Annotated in this window: 18 protein-coding genes; 6 read left to right on the forward strand and 12 right to left on the reverse strand. The window is 69.1% G+C overall.

From position 1 onward, the window contains the following. Window positions 1-75: 75 nt before the first annotated feature. The 3 genes from ACSFA2_RS14165 to ACSFA2_RS14175 all read right to left on the reverse strand — a co-directional run bounded on the left by ACSFA2_RS14165 (window position 76) and on the right by ACSFA2_RS14175 (window position 3,252). Window positions 76-1,572, reverse strand: a complete 1,497-nt coding sequence (locus tag ACSFA2_RS14165) for an N-acetylmuramoyl-L-alanine amidase (protein WP_435455950.1) — start codon at window positions 1,570-1,572, stop codon at window positions 76-78. Then, complete coding sequence (tsaE, locus tag ACSFA2_RS14170) at window positions 1,569-2,048, reverse strand: tRNA (adenosine(37)-N6)-threonylcarbamoyltransferase complex ATPase subunit type 1 TsaE (RefSeq protein WP_435455951.1); 480 nt, start codon at window positions 2,046-2,048, stop codon at window positions 1,569-1,571. Before tsaE ends, ACSFA2_RS14165 begins: the two co-directional genes overlap by 4 nt. Window positions 2,049-2,181: 133 nt before the next feature. Then, on the reverse strand, window positions 2,182-3,252 hold the full coding sequence (locus ACSFA2_RS14175; protein WP_435455952.1) for an alpha/beta fold hydrolase: 1,071 nt from the start codon (window positions 3,250-3,252) through the stop codon (window positions 2,182-2,184). A 180-nt stretch (window positions 3,253-3,432) separates the two neighbouring features. On the opposite strand from ACSFA2_RS14175, the gene ACSFA2_RS14180 reads away from it, so the two are divergent. Continuing rightward, window positions 3,433-4,404, forward strand: a complete 972-nt coding sequence (locus ACSFA2_RS14180; protein ID WP_435455953.1) for a hypothetical protein — start codon at window positions 3,433-3,435, stop codon at window positions 4,402-4,404. Between the two features lie 10 nt (window positions 4,405-4,414). Here ACSFA2_RS14180 and ACSFA2_RS14185 read toward each other — a convergent pair whose 3' ends face one another. Beyond that, window positions 4,415-5,425, reverse strand: a complete 1,011-nt coding sequence (locus tag ACSFA2_RS14185) for an ABC transporter substrate-binding protein (RefSeq protein WP_435455954.1) — start codon at window positions 5,423-5,425, stop codon at window positions 4,415-4,417. A 125-nt stretch (window positions 5,426-5,550) separates the two neighbouring features. Here ACSFA2_RS14185 and ACSFA2_RS14190 point away from each other — a divergent pair, with 125 nt between their 5' ends. Together ACSFA2_RS14190 and ACSFA2_RS14195 are read left to right on the forward strand one after the other, a co-directional pair. Then, on the forward strand, window positions 5,551-7,953 hold the full coding sequence (locus ACSFA2_RS14190) for a sensor histidine kinase (RefSeq protein WP_435455955.1): 2,403 nt from the start codon (window positions 5,551-5,553) through the stop codon (window positions 7,951-7,953). Further along, window positions 7,950-9,110: an adenylate/guanylate cyclase domain-containing protein gene (locus ACSFA2_RS14195; RefSeq protein WP_435455956.1), complete on the forward strand. Its 1,161-nt coding sequence runs from the start codon at window positions 7,950-7,952 to the stop codon at window positions 9,108-9,110. The genes ACSFA2_RS14190 and ACSFA2_RS14195 overlap by 4 nt, the downstream gene beginning before the upstream one ends. A 76-nt stretch (window positions 9,111-9,186) precedes the next feature. Here the strand turns inward: ACSFA2_RS14195 and ACSFA2_RS14200 are convergent, their stop codons facing one another. Continuing rightward, a complete protein-coding gene (locus ACSFA2_RS14200) occupies window positions 9,187-9,636 on the reverse strand; it encodes a hypothetical protein (protein WP_435455957.1) in 450 nt (149 codons plus the stop codon). A 131-nt stretch (window positions 9,637-9,767) separates the two neighbouring features. Between ACSFA2_RS14200 and ACSFA2_RS14205 the strand changes: the two genes are divergently transcribed. Then, entirely contained in the window at window positions 9,768-10,484 is a 717-nt protein-coding gene (locus tag ACSFA2_RS14205) for a Crp/Fnr family transcriptional regulator (RefSeq protein WP_435455958.1), read from the forward strand. Beyond that, window positions 10,481-11,548, forward strand: a complete 1,068-nt coding sequence (gene queG / locus ACSFA2_RS14210) for a tRNA epoxyqueuosine(34) reductase QueG (RefSeq protein WP_435455959.1) — start codon at window positions 10,481-10,483, stop codon at window positions 11,546-11,548. The genes ACSFA2_RS14205 and queG overlap by 4 nt, the downstream gene beginning before the upstream one ends. A 7-nt stretch (window positions 11,549-11,555) precedes the next feature. Here the strand turns inward: queG and ACSFA2_RS14215 are convergent, their stop codons facing one another. The 6 genes from ACSFA2_RS14215 to ACSFA2_RS14240 form a co-directional block, all read right to left on the reverse strand. Then, window positions 11,556-12,383 (reverse strand): siderophore-interacting protein, encoded by an 828-nt coding sequence (locus tag ACSFA2_RS14215; protein ID WP_435455960.1) that lies wholly within the window; start codon window positions 12,381-12,383, stop codon window positions 11,556-11,558. A gap of 1 nt (window position 12,384) precedes the next feature. Then, complete coding sequence (locus tag ACSFA2_RS14220) at window positions 12,385-12,981, reverse strand: PadR family transcriptional regulator (RefSeq protein ID WP_435455961.1); 597 nt, start codon at window positions 12,979-12,981, stop codon at window positions 12,385-12,387. A 111-nt stretch (window positions 12,982-13,092) separates the two neighbouring features. Next, the gene (locus tag ACSFA2_RS14225) at window positions 13,093-13,584 is read right to left on the reverse strand and encodes a nuclear transport factor 2 family protein (RefSeq protein ID WP_435455962.1); all 492 of its coding nucleotides are present in this window, start codon (window positions 13,582-13,584) and stop codon (window positions 13,093-13,095) included. A gap of 7 nt (window positions 13,585-13,591) precedes the next feature. Further along, window positions 13,592-13,987 (reverse strand): nuclear transport factor 2 family protein, encoded by a 396-nt coding sequence (locus tag ACSFA2_RS14230; RefSeq protein ID WP_435455963.1) that lies wholly within the window; start codon window positions 13,985-13,987, stop codon window positions 13,592-13,594. A gap of 4 nt (window positions 13,988-13,991) precedes the next feature. Next, on the reverse strand, window positions 13,992-14,888 hold the full coding sequence (locus ACSFA2_RS14235; RefSeq protein WP_435455964.1) for an MBL fold metallo-hydrolase: 897 nt from the start codon (window positions 14,886-14,888) through the stop codon (window positions 13,992-13,994). 31 nt (window positions 14,889-14,919) lie between these two features. Next, window positions 14,920-15,558 (reverse strand): DsbA family protein, encoded by a 639-nt coding sequence (locus ACSFA2_RS14240; RefSeq protein WP_435455965.1) that lies wholly within the window; start codon window positions 15,556-15,558, stop codon window positions 14,920-14,922. Between the two features lie 78 nt (window positions 15,559-15,636). Here ACSFA2_RS14240 and ACSFA2_RS14245 point away from each other — a divergent pair, with 78 nt between their 5' ends. Then, complete coding sequence (locus ACSFA2_RS14245; RefSeq protein WP_435455966.1) at window positions 15,637-16,584, forward strand: LysR family transcriptional regulator; 948 nt, start codon at window positions 15,637-15,639, stop codon at window positions 16,582-16,584. A gap of 44 nt (window positions 16,585-16,628) precedes the next feature. On the opposite strand, the gene ACSFA2_RS14250 is transcribed toward ACSFA2_RS14245, so the two are convergent. Next, window positions 16,629-17,726 carry an alkene reductase gene (locus ACSFA2_RS14250; RefSeq protein ID WP_435455967.1) on the reverse strand — a complete coding sequence of 366 codons (1,098 nt, stop codon included), beginning with the start codon at window positions 17,724-17,726 and terminating at the stop codon, window positions 16,629-16,631. Window positions 17,727-17,782: the final 56 nt, after the last annotated feature.

The following is a 17,782-nucleotide window of genomic DNA, read 5'->3' on the forward strand; positions in this document are numbered from 1 at the left end:
GCCGCGCCGGGGCTGTAGGAACAGACCGCCGCTGCCTGCGCGACACGGCGCGCGATCCCTGCGGGACGGCTTTGCTTACAACTGACGGCTGCGCGCCAGCGGCGGGTTCTGCGCGAAGTAGCGCTGAATGCCGCGCATGAGCGCATCGGCCAGGTTCTCCTGGTACTGCGTGCTGCGCAGCTTGGCTTCTTCGTCGGGGTTGCTGATGAAGGCGGTTTCGACCAGCACGCTCGGGATGTCCGGCGCTTTCAGCACCGCGAAGCCGGCCTGCTCGACGCTGCCCTTGTGCAGGCGCGCCCCGATGTTGCGGATCTCGCCGAGCATCGCGCTGCCGAGCTTGAGGCTGTCGTTGATCTGCGCGGTGGTGCTCATGTCCAGCAGCGCGCGCTGCACCTGCACCTCGTGCTCGCCGACGTTGAGCCCGCCGACCTTGTCGGCCTGGTTTTCCTTGTTGGCCATCCAGCGCGCCGCGCTGCTGGAAGCGCCCGACTGGCTCAGCGCGAACACGCTGGCGCCGCTGGCTGCGGGCGTGGTGAAGGCGTCGGCATGGATGCTGACGAACAGGTCGGCCTGCACGCGCCGCGCCTTCTGCACGCGCACGCCCAGCGGCACGAAGAAGTCGGCGTCGCGTGTCAAGAAGGCGCGCATCGGGCTTCCGTTGACGCTGGCGGCGTTGATGCGATCGCGCAGCCGGTGTGCCACCTGCAGCACGATGTCCTTCTCACGCGTGCCGGCGGGACCGATGGCGCCCGGGTCCTCGCCGCCGTGGCCGGGGTCGAGCGCGATGATGATGATGCGGTCGGTGCGGCTCGCCGTGGCCGTGGCGGGCGGTGCGTTCGCCGGCACGGGTGGCGCGGCCGGCTTCAGCGGCGCAGTGGCCACCACCGGCGGCAACCTCGGCGGCGCGACCAGCGACGGCGCGCCGGAGGTCTGCGGCGCCGGCCGCACCGACTGCTGCGCCATCAGGTCGCCCAGCGGATCGACACCGGGCGGGGCGGCGCGTGTGGGTGCCGGCGGCGCGCCGAGCGTGGCCATGTCGCGGGGCGCGATGCCGGCCACGGTGGTGTCGCCGCTGCCGGCGCGCGGCGCATCTCGCAGGCGCTCGGCGATCAACGCCTCCATCGGGTCCACCGGCCGCTCCGGGTACAGGTCGAGCACCAGCCGGTGCCGGTACGCGGCGATCGGCGCGAGCGAGAACACCTGCGGCTGCACCGCCTGCTTCAGGTCGAACACGATGCGCACCACGTTCGGTGCGAACTGGCCGACACGCAGTCCGTTGATGAAGGGGTCGCCGGGCTTGATCTTGCCGACCAGGTCGCGCAGCGCGGGGTTCAGTTCGATGCCCTGGATGTCGACCGCCAGCCGCGGCGGGCTGCCCACCGTGAGCTGCTGCGTCTGCAGCCGGCCGTCGGATTCGATGGTGACGCGCGTGTAGTCGTTCGCGGGCCAGACGCGCACCGCCATGATGGTGGCGCCGCGTGCGATTTCCTGCACGCCCAGCAGCAGCACCAGGCTGCCGGCCTTCAGGAAGGCTCGGCGCGGCGATGGGGTCGAGGGCTGTGCCTTCGTCATGCGGCAGCGGCCGCCAGCAGCGTGTTGCCGCGCGGCGTGCCGGCGGTCAGTTGGACGGTGCGGGTGTCGTCGGTCATGGCTTCGATCCTAAGGGTGAGGTCCGCGGGCGGCAGATGGCCCGCGGCGTTGTCCGGCCACTCCGCCAGCTTGAGGCCGGGGCCCGCGAAGAGGTCGCGAAAGCCCGCGTCTTCCCACTCGCGCGGGTCGCTGAAACGGTAGAAGTCGAAGTGAAAGATGGGCAGGCCGTCGGGCGCTTCGTGCGGCTCGACGACCGCATAGGTCGGGCTCTTGATGCGGCCCGTGATGCCGAGCGCGCGCAGCAGGTGCCGCACGAAGGTGGTCTTGCCGGCGCCCAGGTCGCCCTGCAGTGCGATGAAGGCATCGCGCACCGCCGGTGCTGCTGCAAGCGCACGCGCGAAGGCTTCGGTGTCGGCTTCGCCGCGCCACGTGAGGGTCGTGCTGGAAAGGGGGCCCAAAGGGTCGTCCTGCTGTGAATGAAGGGTGGTTTCCTGGCGCTCGGAGGTGCTCCAGCCGGTCCCCATCCCCAGGCTGTTCGGACGGTCACCGCTCGGAGCGCGGTACTTCGGTCCAAAGCTTAGCAGCACGGCGTCAGGCGGCATCGCGGTCGCGTACCTGGACGATGGCTTCGGCCCGGGTGCGCACGCCGAGCTTGTCGAAGATGCTGGAGACCTGGTTGCGCACGGTCTTCTCGCGCTTGTGGAGCTGGCGCGCGATGGCCGAATTGTCGAGCCCCGCCACCACCAGGCGCAGGACATCGCGCTCGGCCGGTGTCAACCCGGCGTCGCTGGCGGCGGCGTCGGCCGCGGGCATCGCCGCCACCTGCAGGAAGTCGGCCACTTCCGCCAGGAAGTGCGGCCACGCAGGCTCGCTGTCGAGCAGCACATGGTTGTCGCTGTCCAGCGGAACGAAGCGCGCGCCCGGAATCAGTGCGGCCAGCTGGCGGCCTTCGTCGAACGGGACCCGGGCATCGCCCCGCGCATGCAGGACCAGCGTGGGCACCTGCAGGCGATACGCCAGGTCGGACACGTCCACGCGGTGGAACGCCTCGAGCGTGCGCGCGGCGTTGTCCGCGCTCGACGTCAGTCGCTCGAGCTCGTTCCACCACTGGTGCTGCGCCGGCGTGCCGCCCGGAATGAAGAGGTTGGTGAACACCTGCCGGAAGGCCGGGTTGTCGCGTCCCCAGCCCAGCCGGATCAGGTTCACCAGCGTCTGGGCCTCGAGCCGGTCCTTGTCGCCCGTGGCGCGCACCAGCGCCCCGCGTGCATAGGCGCCCACCAGCACCAGGTGCGACACCCGGTCGGGATGGCGCAGCGCGTACGTGACGGCCACGGCGCCCCCCTGCGACATGCCGATGAGCGGGAAGCGCCGCAGCTTGAGGCTGTCGACCACCGCTTCCAGGTCGCCCACCCAGGCATCGAGCGACAGGTCGGACACCTCGCGGTCGGACAGGCCGCAGCCGCGCTGGTCGTAGCGGATGTAGGTGTGATGGCGTGCCAGTTCGGCCAGCCAGGGGCGCCACACGGGGCTGGCCTGGTCGTGCTCGACATGGCTGAGCCAATGCGCGGCGCGAACCAGCGGCGGACCGGACCCGACCGATGCGACCGCGATCCGCGTGCCGTCCTTCGCCGTGCAGAAGCGGAGCGTCTGGCGGAACTGCATGCGGCCATTATCCCGGCGCGGACCTGCCGTGGTTGTCGGCAGATGGGACAGACGGCCCACGGACGGCGCGCTTTCACGGGCCGCACGGGCGTGCGCGGGACATCGCCCCCATGCGCCGCGGGCGCGGTTCTCGAATGATGCAACCACGTCGATCCGACGCATCACCCGAGAGGAGCCGCCATGTCACCCACCCCCGCTTTCACCGACACGCAGCGCTACGCGAGGACGATCGAGGCGTCCAAGCGCGTGCGCTGGGACATCGACCGCGACGTCATCCGCGGGCGCGAATTCCATCTTGCCGACCGCTTTCTTCCTGAAGGGCTCTCGCTGGTCGATGAGTTGCCCTGGCTGGACGCGCGCGAGAAGCGGTTCATGAGCCAGGTGCAGGGACGGACCTACGCCCACATGTTCGGGCTCGTCGAGCGCTTCATCGGCGCCAAGATGCTGGAGGTGAGCCGCGACCACTGGCTGGGCGACCAGACCGCGCTCGAGGCCATCGTCCGCTTCACCGACGAGGAACTGAAGCACCAGGCGCTGTTCCGACGCATCGAGGGGCTGGTGGCGGCGCGGATGCCGGCCGGCTATCGGTTCGACATCGCACCCAACGACGTCGCCGGTTTCGTGCTGGGCAAAAGCACCTGGGCGGTGCTGGCGCTGACCTGCCACATCGAGCTCTTCTCCCAGGCCCACTACCGCGCCAGCATCGAGGGCGCCGAGGGGCTGTCGCCGCTCTTCAAGGATGTCTTCCTGTACCACTGGAAGGAGGAATCGCAGCACGCGATCATCGACGAGCTCGAGTGGGTCCGCGAGGACGCGAAGCTCGCTTCGGACGCCGAGCGCGACCAGGCCGTGGACGACCTGCTCGCACTCATCGCCGGCGTCGACGGCATCCTGCAGGCGCAAGCCCGATGCGACGCGGCGTACTTCCTGCACGCCTGCGGCAGGGACGATGACGACGAACGTGCTGCGGACGTTCGTGCCGTGCTGCTCAAGGCGTATCGCTGGCAGTACATCGTCTCGGGGGCGGGCGAGCCCCGCTTCCAGAAGCTGCTCGCCAGCCTGGTGAACGCATCGCAGATGCAGCGCATTCAGCGCGCGCTGGCGCCGTTGGCCCATGCCGTGCCGCGCGTCGCCATGGCCATGGCGGCATGAACTCGTCGCTTCAGTGGATGACCTTGTCCGCGCGGTTCAGCACGGAGCGCGGAATGGTCAGGCCCAGCTGCTTGACCGTCTTCAGGTTGATCAGCAGCTCGAACTTGGTCGGCTGCTCGATCGGCAGGTCGGCCGGGCGCGCGCCCTTGAGGATGCGGTCGACATAGCGCGCGCCGTCCTTGCCCTCGGTGCCGTAGCCGGGGCCGTAGGCCATCATGCAACCGTTCTCGGCGTAGTCGCCACGCGCGCAGATGGTGGGAAGGCCGCGCGACAGCGCCAGGTCGGCGATGAGCTTCTGGTTGGAGTTTGCCACCGGGTTGAGCGTGACCCAGACCGCGCCGCTCCTGGACCGCACCGCCTCGGCGAAGGCCGCCGCATAGTCCGACGCCTGGCTGGTCGGCATCGACACCAGCGTCAGCCCCAGCGTGCGCGCCGGGTCCTGGCTGGCGTCCCACTGCGGAATGGAACCGGGCGCCTGCGGGTCCCACATCACGGCGATGCGCGTGACCTGGGGCAGCACTTCCTTGAGCAGCTCGAGCCGCTTGCCGCTAAGGATGGCCGCCACGTTGGTGATGCCGGTGCTGTTGCCGCCCGGGTGCGCGAGGCTCTTCGCCAGGCCGATGGCGATCGGATCGGTCACGCCCATGAAGACGATCGGCGTCGTCGTGGTGGTGCGCTGCGCCGCCTGCGCGGCGTTGGACGTGACTGCCACCAGCACGTCGATGTCCTGGCGGAGCAGCTCGGCCGCCAGCGCCGGCAGACGCTGCAGGTCGCCGCTTTCGTGGCGGTACTCGATCAAGATGCTCTGGCCTTCGACATAGCCCAGGTCGCTCAGTCCCTTGCGGAAGGCGGACAGGCGCGGCGCATCGGCGCTGGCGGAGACGGCGGCCAGGTAGCCGATGCGCGGGATGCGCCGCGCCTGCTGCGCTTGCGCCCCCTCGGCCCACAAGGGCACGAGCGCCCCCAGCACCACGCAGAGCCACCGGCGCGTCGTTCTGCCGAGCGGGATTGGGAAGGCCATCTCAATGCCATTCTGCGCCGCCCGATGCGCCGGGGAACACCACCGTCGCGCTAGGCGCATCGGCCATGCGGCCTACCCGCACCGGCTTCCCATCGCGCGGCACGGCGGGTCCAATCACGGGCGTGATGTCTCTCCCGGATTCCTCGCCCCATCCGCTGCCGGACGCGCGCGCGTCGCTATCGGGTGTGAAGCGCCTGTGGCTGTGGTCGCCCGCCACGCGCGAGATCCATCGTGGCCGCCTGTTTCGCCGCTACCTGCTGCTGATGCTGTTCCTGGTGACGATGGTGCTGGGCGTCTCGAGCGCCATCGGGCTCTATTTTTCCTACCAGGAGAACAAGTCCGCGCTGGCCAGCCTGGAAAAGGAGAAGGCCATCGGCGCCGCATCGCGCATCGAGCAGTACGTCCAGCAGATCACCCAGCAGCTGAGCTACGCCTCGCTGGCGCAGCTCGATGCGTCCGACCTGGAGGCACGCCGCACGGAGTTCTGGCGGCTCTTGCGGCAGGCGCCCGAGGTGACCGACATCGCGCAACTCGACCGCCGCGGCCGCGAGCAGATCGCGGTGTCGCGGCTGGGGCTGGACGCCATGGCCTCGGCCATCGATCGCTCCGCGGAGCCCGGCTTCCGCGAGGCCGTGGCCGACGCGCCCTGGTTCGGTCCGGTCTACTTCAACCGCGACACCGAGCCCTACATGACGGTCGCCATCCGCGCCGGCGGCGACCAGGGGGGCGTGACGATCGCGCAGCTGAACCTCAAGTTCATCTGGGACGTGGTGTCGCGCATCCAGGTGGGCCAGAACGGCAAGGCCTATGTCGTCGACCGCGACGGTCTGCTGGTGGCGCATCCCGACATCGGGCTGGTGCTGCGAAAGACCAGCGTGGCCGCACTGCCGCATGTGGGCGCTGCGGCCAAGGGCGGTGCCTCGCACGACGAGGCCATGGTCTCGCAGGACCTGCAGGGTGCGGCCGTCCTGACCTCGACCGCGTTGATCCAGCCGCTGGGCTGGCGGGTCTTCGTGGAGCAACCGATCTCGGAGGTGTACGCCAAGCTCGATGCCTCGATCCTCCGGGCGGTGCTGCTGCTGCTCGCGGGCCTCGTGGTCTCGGCGCTGGCCGCGTCGCTGCTGGCCCAGCGCATGGTGCAGCCGATCCGCACGCTGGCGCGGGGCGCGCGGCGCATCGGCGAAGGCGAGCTCGACCAGCAGATCGTCGTGAACACGGGTGACGAGCTCGAGGGACTGGCCGCCCAGTTCAACCGCATGTCGGCCCAGCTGCGCGAGTCGTATGGCGAGCTCGAACGCAAGGTGGCGGTGCGCACCGCCGAACTCAGCGCATCGCTCGAGTTCCAGACGGCCACGGCCGAGATCCTGCGCGTGCTGAGCCGATCGCCGACCGATCTGCAGCCGGTGCTGCAGGCCGTGACGCAGCGGCTGCTGACGCTTTGCCGCGCGCAGGGCTGCCGGATCTGGCTGCCGGAGGACGACGGCCTGCGCGCCGCGGCCGGCCATGCGGGCCACCACGACGACGTCGACCCGCCACCGTTGCTTGACTTCGACGGCACGGCCCTGGTCGCGCGTGCGTTTCGCGAGGCGCACACGCTGCACGTCGAAGGCGTCCGTTCGACGCTGGCCGTGCCGATGCTGCGCGAAGGCACGGCCGTCGGCGTGATCGCCGTCCTGCGCGACGCACCGGGGGGCTTCTCGGCGGCGCAGGTTCGCCTGGTCGAGACCTTTGCCGATCAGGCGGTGATCGCCATCCAGAACGCGCGCATGTTCCGGGAGATCGAAGAAAAGAGCCGGCAGCTCGAAGTCGCCAACCGCCACAAGTCGGCCTTTCTCGCGAACATGACCCACGAATTGCGCACGCCGCTCAATGCCATCATCGGCTTCTCCGAGGTGCTGAGCGAGGGCATGTTCGGCGACATCAACGAGCGGCAGCTCGAGTACCTGCGCGACATCCATTCGTCCGGTCGCCACCTGCTCTCGCTGATCAACGACGTGCTCGACCTCTCGAAGATCGAGGCGGGCCGCATGGAGCTGGACCTGAGCTGCTTCAACCTCGGCCTGCTGCTGGACGATGCGCTCACGCTGGTGCGCGAACGCGCGCAGCGCGCCGGGCTCTCGCTGTCGGTCGAAGTCGGGCCGGGGCTGGAGGAGTGGATCGCGGACGCGCGCAAGGTCAAGCAGGTGGTGATCAACCTGCTGTCGAACGCGTTGAAGTTCACGCCGCCGGGCGGCAGCATCCGGCTGTGCGCCCGCCGCGCCGATGTCGACGCACAGCCGATCGCCGAACTGAGCGTGTCCGACACAGGCGTGGGCATCGCGCCGGAGGACCAGACCATCGTCTTCGAGGAATTCCGTCAGGCCGGCGGCGACCTGGGGCGCAAGGCGCAGGGCACGGGCCTGGGCCTGCCGCTGTCGCGCCGCTTCGTCGAACTGCATGGCGGCCGCCTGAGCCTGACCAGCCAGCCGGGCGAGGGCTCGACCTTTCGTTTCACCTTGCCCTTGCAGGGTTCGGAGATTGCGACGTGAGCGCGGCGGCGATTCTGATCGTGGACGACGTCGACCGCAACGTCCGGCTGCTGGCCGGCATCCTGCAGGCGCGCGGATTCCGCACGCGCACCGCGGACTCCGGCGAGGAGGCCTTGCGCTGCATCGCGGCGGACCCGCCGGACCTGGTGCTGCTCGACGTGATGATGCCCGGCATGAACGGCTACGAGGTGTGCCGCGCCATCCGGGCCGACCCGTCCTGCGCCGTGTTGCCCGTGGTGCTGGTGACCGCGCTCGATCCGGAGCAGGAGCGGGTCAAGGGCCTGGAGGCGGGCGCGGACGATTTCCTGAGCAAGCCGATCCACCAGGCCGAGCTGATGGCCCGCGTGCGTTCGCTGTTGCGGGTCAAGTCGCTCTACGACGAGGTCCAGCGGCAGCGCCTCGAACTGCAGGCCTGGAACCGCACGCTGGAACAGCGCGTGGAGGAGGGCGTGCGTCAGCTCGAACGCGTCGGCCGGCTCAAGCGCTTCTTCTCGCCGGCACTGGCCGAAGCGATTCTCGCGGGCGGCGCCGACGATCCGCTGCGCAGTCACCGGTGCGAGATCACCGTGGTCTTCCTCGACCTGCGCGGCTTCACGGCCTTCACCGAGACCTCCGACCCCGAGGAGGTGATGGGGGTGCTGGGCCAGTACCACGCGGCCATGGGCCGGCTGGTGCTGGTGCACGAGGGAACGCTGGAGCGCTTTTCGGGCGACGGCATGATGATCTTCTTCAACGATCCGCAGCCCCTGCCCGATGCGCCGGAGCGGGCGGTGCGCATGGCCATCGAGATGCAGCGCGCGATGGCCGTGCTCAGCACCCAGTGGCGCCGCCGCGGCTACGACCTGCACATGGGCATCGGCATCGCGCAGGGGTTCGCGACGCTCGGCGGCATCGGCTTCGACGGCCGCATCGACTACGGTGCGATCGGCACCGTGACGAACCTGGCCGCGCGCCTGTGCGGCGAGGCGGCGGGCGGGGAAATCCTCATCTCGCCGCGGGTCCGGGCCGCGGTGCAGGAGGCGCAGGAGAAAGACGCGGGGGGTGTGCGGTGGCGCATCGAGGATGCCGGTGAACTCGACCTGAAGGGCTTCCACCGGAAGGTGCGCGCGGCGCGCGTGTTGGGTGTGGGGTCCGGAGATGCGAACGATGGCGACTGAAGCCGGCAGCTGCCACGCCGGCCGTCGACAGACGTGCTGGCCGCATGTTCCCATGACGGCCAGCCACATCCGGCGGTCAGCGGGCCACCGCGCCGTCTTCCAGCTGCGCGCTGGTGATCACGTCCAGGCCCCCGTGACGGATGCGCTGCACCTCGGCCACGAAGGCCGGACCATTGCGCATCTGCTCGAAGACCGCCAGCTGCGCGCGGAAGGCCGGCGCGTTCGGGTCGAAGTTCTCCTGACCCGCCACCTGGGCCATGCCCGAGCGGATCCAGAGGTTCAGGTCGGCCGCGACCTCGGCGCGGGTCACTGCGCCGGTGGGCGTCGACGCGGGCCCGACCCGCAGTTCCTGTGGCGCCGACGTTTCGGCGCGCGCGGCGATGAATTCGGCGGTCACGTCGTCGCGGCTGGCCGCGCTCACGGCCTGCAGCGGTGCGCCCACCCATGCTTCGGCCGGGACGGTCTGCGCGAAGACCGGCGCGACCAGCGCCAGGGCAGAGATGCTGAGAATTTGCTTGGTGTTCATGATGTTGACTCCGGTGGTTCGTGCGGTGAGCGGGAATCGCTGCCGTCACGGATGTCACTGTGCCGGTCGGCGGCCGAAAGGGATGTGAGCCTGCTCACAGCTTTCGGCAGGTCGGGCCGAGGCGATGTGCGATGACGGCCGGTCGCTCCAGCCTGGCCCTGCGTCGCATCGCGCTGCTCGAAGGCCTGTCGCCGGCCCGCCTCGATGCGCTCGCGCAGCGCTGCCGGTGGCAGAACGTGCCGGCCGGAAAGTCGTTGCTGGTGCGATCCGAAGCGCTCAGCGACGTGCACTTCCTGGTCGCCGGGCGCTTGCGTGTCACGACCTACGCCACCAACGGTCGGCAGGTCACCTTTCGGGATTCGACCGAAGGCGAGTACTTCGGCGACATCGCGGCCATCGACGGCAAGCCGCGCAGCGCGGACGTCGTGACGCTTAGCCCCTGCGTGGTCGCGGTGCTCGACCCGGAAGGCTTCCTGGCCTTGTTGCGCGAGGAGCCGGCCGTGGCCCTTCGCGTGATGCGCGGCCTGGCCGCGCGGGTGCGCGAACTGTCCGAACGGGTGATCGACCTCAGCACCGTGGGCGTGCCGCAGCGCTTGCACGCGGCGCTGCTGCGCCTGGCCCAGGCCGCGGGCGTGGTCGACAACCGCGCGCGAATCGACCCGCTGCCCACGCACCTCGAACTGGCGAACCAGATCAGCACGGCGCGCGAGCAGGTCACGCGCGAACTCGGCATCCTGGCGCGGTCCGGCGTGGTGCTGAAGGATGGTCGGGCGCTGGTCGTGCTCGACGCGCGTCGGCTCCAGGATCTGACCGAGGCGTCTGCGCCGATTCCTACAATCGGCCGGTGATCGGCAACCCTCCCCTCGTTCATCGGATTCAGGCCTGGGCCCGGGAACTTGGCTTTTCCCGGATCGGCATCGCGGGCATCGATCTGTCGAGCGCCGAGGCCGGCCTGATGCAGTGGCTGGCCGAGGGCTTCCATGGCGAGATGCACTACATGGCGGCCCACGGCACCCGCCGCGCCCGGCCGGCCGAGCTGGTGCCGGGCACCGTGTCGGTGATCACCGCGCGCATGGACTACCTGCCGCGTGCCACCTCCAACGACTGGCAGGCGGTCGAATTCGATCGTCTGACGCGGCCCGGCGAGGCGATCGTGTCGCTCTATGCGCGGGGCCGCGACTACCACAAGGTGCTGCGCAGCCGGCTCGCCAAACTGGCCGAGCGCATCGCCGAAGAAGTCGGTCCGATCGGCCACCGCGCCTTCACCGATTCGGCGCCGGTGATGGAGGCCGAACTGGCTTCGCGCAGCGGCCAGGGCTGGCGCGGCAAGCACACGCTGGTGCTGGACCGCGACGCCGGCTCGATGTTCTTCCTGGGCGAGATCTACCTCGACATGGCGCTGCCCGAAAGCGCACCGGTCACGCCGCATTGCGGCAGCTGCAGCGCGTGCATCGACGTCTGCCCGACGCGGGCCATCGTCGCGCCGCAGCGGCTCGATGCGCGGCGCTGCATCTCGTACCTGACGATCGAGCACCCGGGCGCCATCCCGATTGAGCTGCGCCCGCTGATCGGCAACCGCATCTACGGCTGCGATGACTGCCAGCTGATCTGCCCCTGGAACAAGTTCGCGAAGAAGAGCGCGCTGCCCGATTTCGATGCGCGCGACGGGCTCACCGGCCGGCAGCTTGCCGAACTGTTCGCCTGGACCGAGGACGAGTTCCTGCGCCACACCGAAGGCAGCCCGATCCGCCGCATCGGCCACGAGCGCTGGCTGCGCAACATCGCCGTGGCCTTGGGCAATGCCGTGCGGGCCGGGCAGGGCGAGGGGAGCGTGGCGCTCGCGGCGCGACGCGAGCACCCGAGCGTGCTGGTGCGCGAGCACGTCGCGTGGGCCTTGGCGCAGGCCGCCTGACGGCGGGCTATTCGTCGTGCGAGTCGTGCGTGGCGGCCGTGCCCGCGCGCCAGTAGCCCGACGCGCGGATCCACTTCGGGTGGGCACGGCATTCGTCGATGAGGTGCGCGCGCAGCGCCTTGGCATGCGCCGATTCGCAGCCGATCCATGCGTGGAAGGCGCCCGTCGGCAGGCGGGCGGCGTGCAACGCGGCCAGCAGCGGCGGCGTGCCGGTGGCTGCGCGGGCTTCGTTGCGATGCACCCAGGTGATGTCGACATCGGCCGCGGTCGGCAGGTCGACGTGGTCGGCGGCACTGTCGACCTCGGCCAGCACGACGGCGCGCGCGCCCTTCGGCAGCTCGGTCAGGCGCCGAGAGATCGCGGGCAATGCGGTGTCGTCGCCGATCAGCAGATGCCAGTCGAACGCGGTCGGCACGATGAAAGAGCCGCGCGGCCCGCCGACGCCCAGGCGCTGGCCGACGGCGGCCTGTTCGGCCCAGCGCGTGGCGGGGCCGGCCTCGTGCAGGGCGAAATCGATCTCCAGCGTCCGGGCGGCGGCGTCGAAGCGGCGCGGGGTGTAGTCGCGCATCGTCGGCTTGCGGCCTTCGGGCCAGATCGGGCCGTCGGGGCCGGCGGTGGGCAGCGTCAGCGCGCCGCTGGCTTCGTCGGGGAAGAAGAGCTTCACATGGTCGTCGAAGCCGGGGCTGGTGAAGCCTTCGAGCGCGTCGCCGCCGAGCGTGATGCGCAGCAGATGCGGCGTGACGCGTTGCACCGCCTGCACCGCGAGTTCGCGAAAGCGCAGCGTGTGGCGCACGCGCTGCGGCGTGCGGTCGGGGAGGAGGGTGGTGTCGTTCATGCTAGATCTGTTCGAGTTGTTGGGCCGCGTGGTCGAGCACGGCCGCGAAGGCGTTCGCTTGCTCGGGCGTCAGCGCTTCGCGCGACAGCCGCATGCGCATGGCCAGCTTGAGGTTCTCGATGGCGCGCGTGACCTGCGGCGGCCGGCCGCCTCGTGGGCCGGCACCATCGACGCCGCCCTGCATGCGCGCCAGCATGGCGTCGGCGGTACTGCGGTTCTCTTCGAGGAAGGTGCTGCCGGCGTCGGTGATGCGGTAGCGCTTGCGGCCGCCGGCATCGGCTTCCTCCACGCTCAGGTAGCCCTGTTCTTCCATCAGCGTGAGCGTCGGGTAGACCGTGCCCGGGCTCGGGCTGTAGGCGCCGCCGAGGCGGTCCTCGATGGACTTGATCAGTTCGTAGCCGTGGCTGGGCTTGTCGGCGATCAGCTGCAGCAGCACGAAGCGCAGGCCGCCGTGGCCGAAGATGCGGCCGCCGCGCGGGCCGTCGCCGTCGCCGCGGTGGCCACGGCCGCCGCCCAGGCCGTCGTCGTGCTCGCCGCGGCGGATGCAGGCGTGGTGATGGCCGTGGGCATGGTGGTGGTGGTGATGAGAAGGGTGCATGGCATCTATTTCGTTGTATCGTATTTGATAACGATATATCTAAATAGAGTCTAAGTCAACCGTCGCCGGCGCAAGAGGCGGCTCGGCGTCCCGTCACCGAGACACGCGGTGTCACTGGCGCAGGGCGGAATCCCAATGCTCGGCGATCTTGCCGTTCTCGATGCGGAACATGTCGAACCAGGTGGTCGTGTACTTTCGCGAAGCGTCCTTCGGATCGGGGTACTCGCGCACGAAGCTCAGAATCACGAGATCGCGCTCGGCCGCGATGGACACCAGGGGGGCCTTCACGCGTTCTTCCACCGGCAGGGGCGCAGGGTGTCGTCGCGAGATGAAGCCGACCAGAGCGGCCCTGCCGTTGGGGACGTTCGGGTTGTGCTGGATGTAGGACTCGGCGACGTACTTGTCGACCGAGGCCACCTGTCCGGACTCGAAGACTTCGCGCCAGAAGTCGTAGACGAGGCGCTTGTTGGCGACAAGCGCCGGGTCGCTGCTGACCAGCAGCGATGCCTGGTCGGGGTTCGCACTCACGGGGGTCTGGGCGAATGCCGGCGACCAGAGCGTGAACGCGATCGCGGCGGCACAGAGCAGTTTCGATGTGGACATAGGGTGCTCAGGTCGCCGTCAGGGCCTGCTGAACCATCGCGCTGTCGACGTACTGTTCCATGCTCAGGATCTTGCCGTCTTCGAGCCGGTAGAGATGCGCGAAGGTCGCGCGCATCGATTTGCCAGTCTTGGCGTAGGTGCCCGAATACACGCCGAAGGCCGCGACCCGATCGCCGTCGGCCAGGTAGGTGTGGACCTCGGCCTTGTAGCCCACCCACTCGGTGGCCAGCCGGCGAAAGACCCCGTCGAAGATTGCCGCGGGGCCGGTGTAGGTGCCGGCGTAGGGGAAGCCCGCCGCTTCGGTCCAGGTGGCCTCGGGGGCCAGGGCGGCGAGCAGGTGCTTGCCGTTCTCTTCCGACGGGCCTTCGTAGGTCGCGCGGATGATGTCCAGGTGGGTGGTCATCGCATCAACCCCACTTCATCTCGCCCTTGGCGACCTTGGCGCCGATCTGCAGCGCGACGCCCATGCCGGCGGTCGGATAGCGTTGGGTCATGGCCGCGATCAGGGCGGCGCTGTCGGCGGCCTTGGCCAGCTCTTCCTCGAACGCCACGAGGTAGTCGCGGGTGTAGCGGATCGCCGAGACGTCGATCGCAGCCGTGGGTGCCATGTGGCCCGGGATCACCACGGCCGGCTTGCGGGCCGCCATGGCATCGAGCGTCTTGATCCAGGCGGTGCGACCCTCGATACCCGCCGTGTCGGCCGTCCAGACGTGGGTGCCGGAAAACACCAGCACGCCGCCAACGATGGCGTCGAGCGACTTCACCCAGAGGTAACGGCGGTTGGCGAGGCCGTCCGCATCAACGATGTCGATGGACTGGCCTTCCAGCGCGATCGAGGCGCCATCGAAGGCTTGCGGCATCACGATGTCCGACAGGGTCTGCGGGCCGTTGTCCTTGAGCTGGGGGCCCCAGGTGGCCAGCTTCTTCTCGACGCTGCTCTTGATGGCGGCGATGGTGGCCGATGCCGCGATGACGCGCGCTGCGGGAAACGCCGCCTTGATCGGGCCCAGGCTGAAGTAGTAGTCGGGGTCGCTCTGGCTGATGTAGATGGTGGTCAGCGTCTTGCCGCTGGCCTTGATCGCTTCGGCGAGCGCCTTGCCGTCCGGCAGCGTGAAGCCGCCGTCGACCAGCACGGCCTCGCGCGCGCCGGAAATCAGGACCGGGGCACGGAAGAACCCGTGTTCGCCGGCGGGGAAATGCTTGAGGGTCAGGGTCGATGCAGCCATGGCGGTTTTCACTCCTAAGAAGGCCGTCGCGACACCCGCGGCGGCAAAAGTTTGAATCAGGTCTCTGCGTGTTGTCATGGTGTTTTCCTTTGGGAAAGTAAGAAGGAGTTCAGGCGCGTTGCAGCTGGCTGATCAATGCGCGTGGATCGGCGTAAGCGGCACTGGCATCCACCTGCCAGCGCTTCGCGCCGGATTCCGCGATCAAGGTCGGCACGCCGCGGGCGCCGAACTCCCGCATCAGTGCCTGGCCCCGGCCCACGCGGGCTCGATCAGCGGCGAGAAGCTCTGAGTCTGGTTGCGCCAGACGCGCGGCCGGCTGCGCGAGCCGCAGCCCTTCCAACAGCTCGGCCAGCGTCGTCAGCGAGGTCACGTCCTTGCCGTCCACGTAGCGCGCGTGCTGAATGGCTTGGAGGGTTTCGAGTTCCCGGGCCGGGTCGGTCAAGGACACCGCGGTCAGCGCCAACATGGCGGGGCTGCTGTCGAAAGACTGCTGGCGATCGCCGAGAACCTGCTGGCGATAGCGTTCGGTGAAACGCTGCCCGGTCAGCTGTTCGATGCGCTGGTCGTTGGTCCATGCGAAGGCCGCGAAGCCATCGTCCATCGCCCGCGCACCCGCGCCGGAAAACAGGCCGGTGGGCCGCAGTTCGACGGCGATGCCCGGCTCGTCGGCCAACGCCGAGAGGGCGGGTGTGGCGCCGTAGCACCAGCCACACAGCGGGTCGAACAGGTAGTGCAAGGTGATGTCCATGAGCTTTGTCTTTCGTTGCCAGGTGCATCGTAGGCAGCGCGCATTGATTCTTAAATACATACGTGATAAACACACTGTGTGCTTAAAACAAACAATCAAGGCGAAAATGGCCCCGATGGCCTGGGCAACCTCCGGCGCCTGGCCTACTTCGTTGCCGTCGTGGAAACCGGGTCGTTCACCGCCGCCGCGGAGCGCCTGGGCATCACCAAGGCGGTGGTGAGCCAACAGGTCGCTCGACTCGAGCGCGAGTTCCGCACCTCCCTCTTGGTGCGCACCACGCGCAAGGTGCAGGCCACGGAAGTGGGCCGGGCCTTCTACGAGCGGTGCGCCGTGATCCTGCGCGAGGCGGAGCATGCGTTCGATGGTCTGGCCGAGCGGTCGGCGGAGCCATCGGGCACGCTGCGGCTCACGGCGCCTTTCGACTACGGCGTCGGTGTCGTGGTGCCAGCCATCGCCGCGTTCACCAAGCGCTATCCCGCGTGCAAGGTCGATGCCGTGCTCAGCGACCAGACGCTGGATCTGATGTCCGGCAACATCGAGATGGCCATCCGTGTCGGATGGCTGACCGAGACGAGCGAGCAGGCGCGAAAGATCGGCGCCTTCCGCCAGTTGCTCGTCGCGTCATCGTCCATGGCAGGGCAGCTTGCAAAGCTCGACAGCCCGGCAGACATCGCCCCTTTGCCCTTCGTGGCCAACACCGCCTTGCGCGATCACTTGCGGTGGACCTTCTCGTCGGGCGAGGGTCACACCCAGGTGGTGCATGTGCAGGCCTCCATCTTTCTGGACGCCACGCTGGCCGTCCGCGAGGCCGTGTGCCAAGGCGCGGGGCTGTCGGTGCTCCCGGACTATGCGGTCGCAGCGGACCTCGCCGCCGGGCGGCTCATCGAAGTCCTGCCGCGCTGGCAGTTGCCTTCCGGTGGCATCCATGCCGTGTTTCCAGCGGCGCGCTATCGCCCGGCGAAGGTTCGCGCCTTTGTGGATCTGCTGGCGGAGCGGGAGCAGAAACGGCAGAGCGTCGGCAGTTGATGCCGCGGGGCAGCGGGAATCGGCCGCGCTGCCGGTCGATGGGCTCAGCCTTCTTGCGGCGCGGCGATGGTGCCGTGAAGGGTGGGATAGTCGGTGTAGCCGCGCGCTTCGCCCTGGTAGAAGGTCGAGGGATCGGCCGCATTCAACGCCGCGCCGTTCCTGAGCCGCTCGACCAGGTCCGGATTGGCCAGGAACGGCGTGCCGAATGCGACCAGATCGGCCGAACCCGAACGAAGTGCCGCGGCGGCGCGCTCGGCGTCGTAGCCGCCGTTGGCGATGTACTTTCCGCCGAAGCGGCGCTTCAGTTCGATGAAGTCGAACGAGCCCGTGCCCAGTTGCATGACATGCAGGTACGCCAGCCCATAGGTCCCGAGCATCTCGGCCGCGTGGCCGTAGGTCGCCTGCGGATCGCTGTCTTTCTTGGCGAAACCATCAAAGAGGGGCGACAGACGGACGCCGACACGGTCCGCCCCGAAAACCGGCGTCACCGCTTCGACCAGGTCCTGGAGGAAGCGGATGCGGTTTTGCACCGATCCGCCGTAGGCGTCGTTCCGGACATTGGTGCTGTCGCGCAGGAACTGATCGATCAGGTAGCCATTCGCGCCGTGGAGCTCCACGCCATCGAAGCCGGCCGCCTTGGCGTTTTCGGCGCCTTGGCGAAAGTCGGCGACCACGACTGGAATCTCGGCCAGCGTCAGCGCCCTCGGTGTCTCGTAGGGCTGGAGCCCCGTGGGGGTGTAGAGCTCGCCATCCGCCTTGATCGCAGACGGTGCCACGGGCAACGCGCCGCTGGCCTGGACCGACGAATGCGACAGCCGGCCGACGTGCCAGAGTTGCAGGAAGATGCGTCCGCCCTCCGCATGGACCGCATCGGTCACGCGCTTCCAGCCGGCGACCTGGGCCGGGGTGAAGATGCCGGGCGTTCTCGGGTAGCCCTTCGCCTGTGCCGAGACCTGCGAGCCTTCCGAAATGATGAGACCGGCGCCAGCGCGCTGGCGGTAGTACTCGGCCGTCATCGACGTGGCAACGTCGCCTTCACCGGCGCGGCTGCGCGTCATCGGCGCCATCACCAGGTGGTTTTTCAAGGGCAGCGGACCGAGGTGCGTGGGGGCGAACAAGGGGGCGAGATGGGTAGAGGTCATGGATGCTTTCTGGTGACTGGTGACTGGTGACTGGTGACTGGTGACTGGTGACTGGA

The sequence above is a fragment of the Variovorax cryoconiti genome (assembly GCF_051216395.1).
Classification (GTDB): Bacteria; Pseudomonadota; Gammaproteobacteria; order Burkholderiales; family Burkholderiaceae_C; genus Variovorax.

Coding starts and splice junctions, on each gene's coding strand:
- ACSFA2_RS14235 (WP_435455964.1), bottom strand. CDS start 14,888: ATGACAACACGCAGAGACCTGATTCAAACTTTTGCCGCCGCGGGTGTC.
- ACSFA2_RS14185 (WP_435455954.1), bottom strand. CDS start 5,425: ATGGCCTTCCCAATCCCGCTCGGCAGAACGACGCGCCGGTGGCTCTGC.
- ACSFA2_RS14180 (WP_435455953.1), top strand. CDS start 3,433: ATGTCACCCACCCCCGCTTTCACCGACACGCAGCGCTACGCGAGGACG.
- ACSFA2_RS14240 (WP_435455965.1), bottom strand. CDS start 15,558: ATGGACATCACCTTGCACTACCTGTTCGACCCGCTGTGTGGCTGGTGC.
- ACSFA2_RS14250 (WP_435455967.1), bottom strand. CDS start 17,726: ATGACCTCTACCCATCTCGCCCCCTTGTTCGCCCCCACGCACCTCGGT.
- ACSFA2_RS14200 (WP_435455957.1), bottom strand. CDS start 9,636: ATGAACACCAAGCAAATTCTCAGCATCTCTGCCCTGGCGCTGGTCGCG.
- ACSFA2_RS14205 (WP_435455958.1), top strand. CDS start 9,768: ATGACGGCCGGTCGCTCCAGCCTGGCCCTGCGTCGCATCGCGCTGCTC.
- ACSFA2_RS14190 (WP_435455955.1), top strand. CDS start 5,551: ATGTCTCTCCCGGATTCCTCGCCCCATCCGCTGCCGGACGCGCGCGCG.
- ACSFA2_RS14165 (WP_435455950.1), bottom strand. CDS start 1,572: ATGACGAAGGCACAGCCCTCGACCCCATCGCCGCGCCGAGCCTTCCTG.
- ACSFA2_RS14175 (WP_435455952.1), bottom strand. CDS start 3,252: ATGCAGTTCCGCCAGACGCTCCGCTTCTGCACGGCGAAGGACGGCACG.
- ACSFA2_RS14225 (WP_435455962.1), bottom strand. CDS start 13,584: ATGTCCACATCGAAACTGCTCTGTGCCGCCGCGATCGCGTTCACGCTC.
- ACSFA2_RS14215 (WP_435455960.1), bottom strand. CDS start 12,383: ATGAACGACACCACCCTCCTCCCCGACCGCACGCCGCAGCGCGTGCGC.
- ACSFA2_RS14230 (WP_435455963.1), bottom strand. CDS start 13,987: ATGACCACCCACCTGGACATCATCCGCGCGACCTACGAAGGCCCGTCG.
- ACSFA2_RS14220 (WP_435455961.1), bottom strand. CDS start 12,981: ATGCACCCTTCTCATCACCACCACCACCATGCCCACGGCCATCACCAC.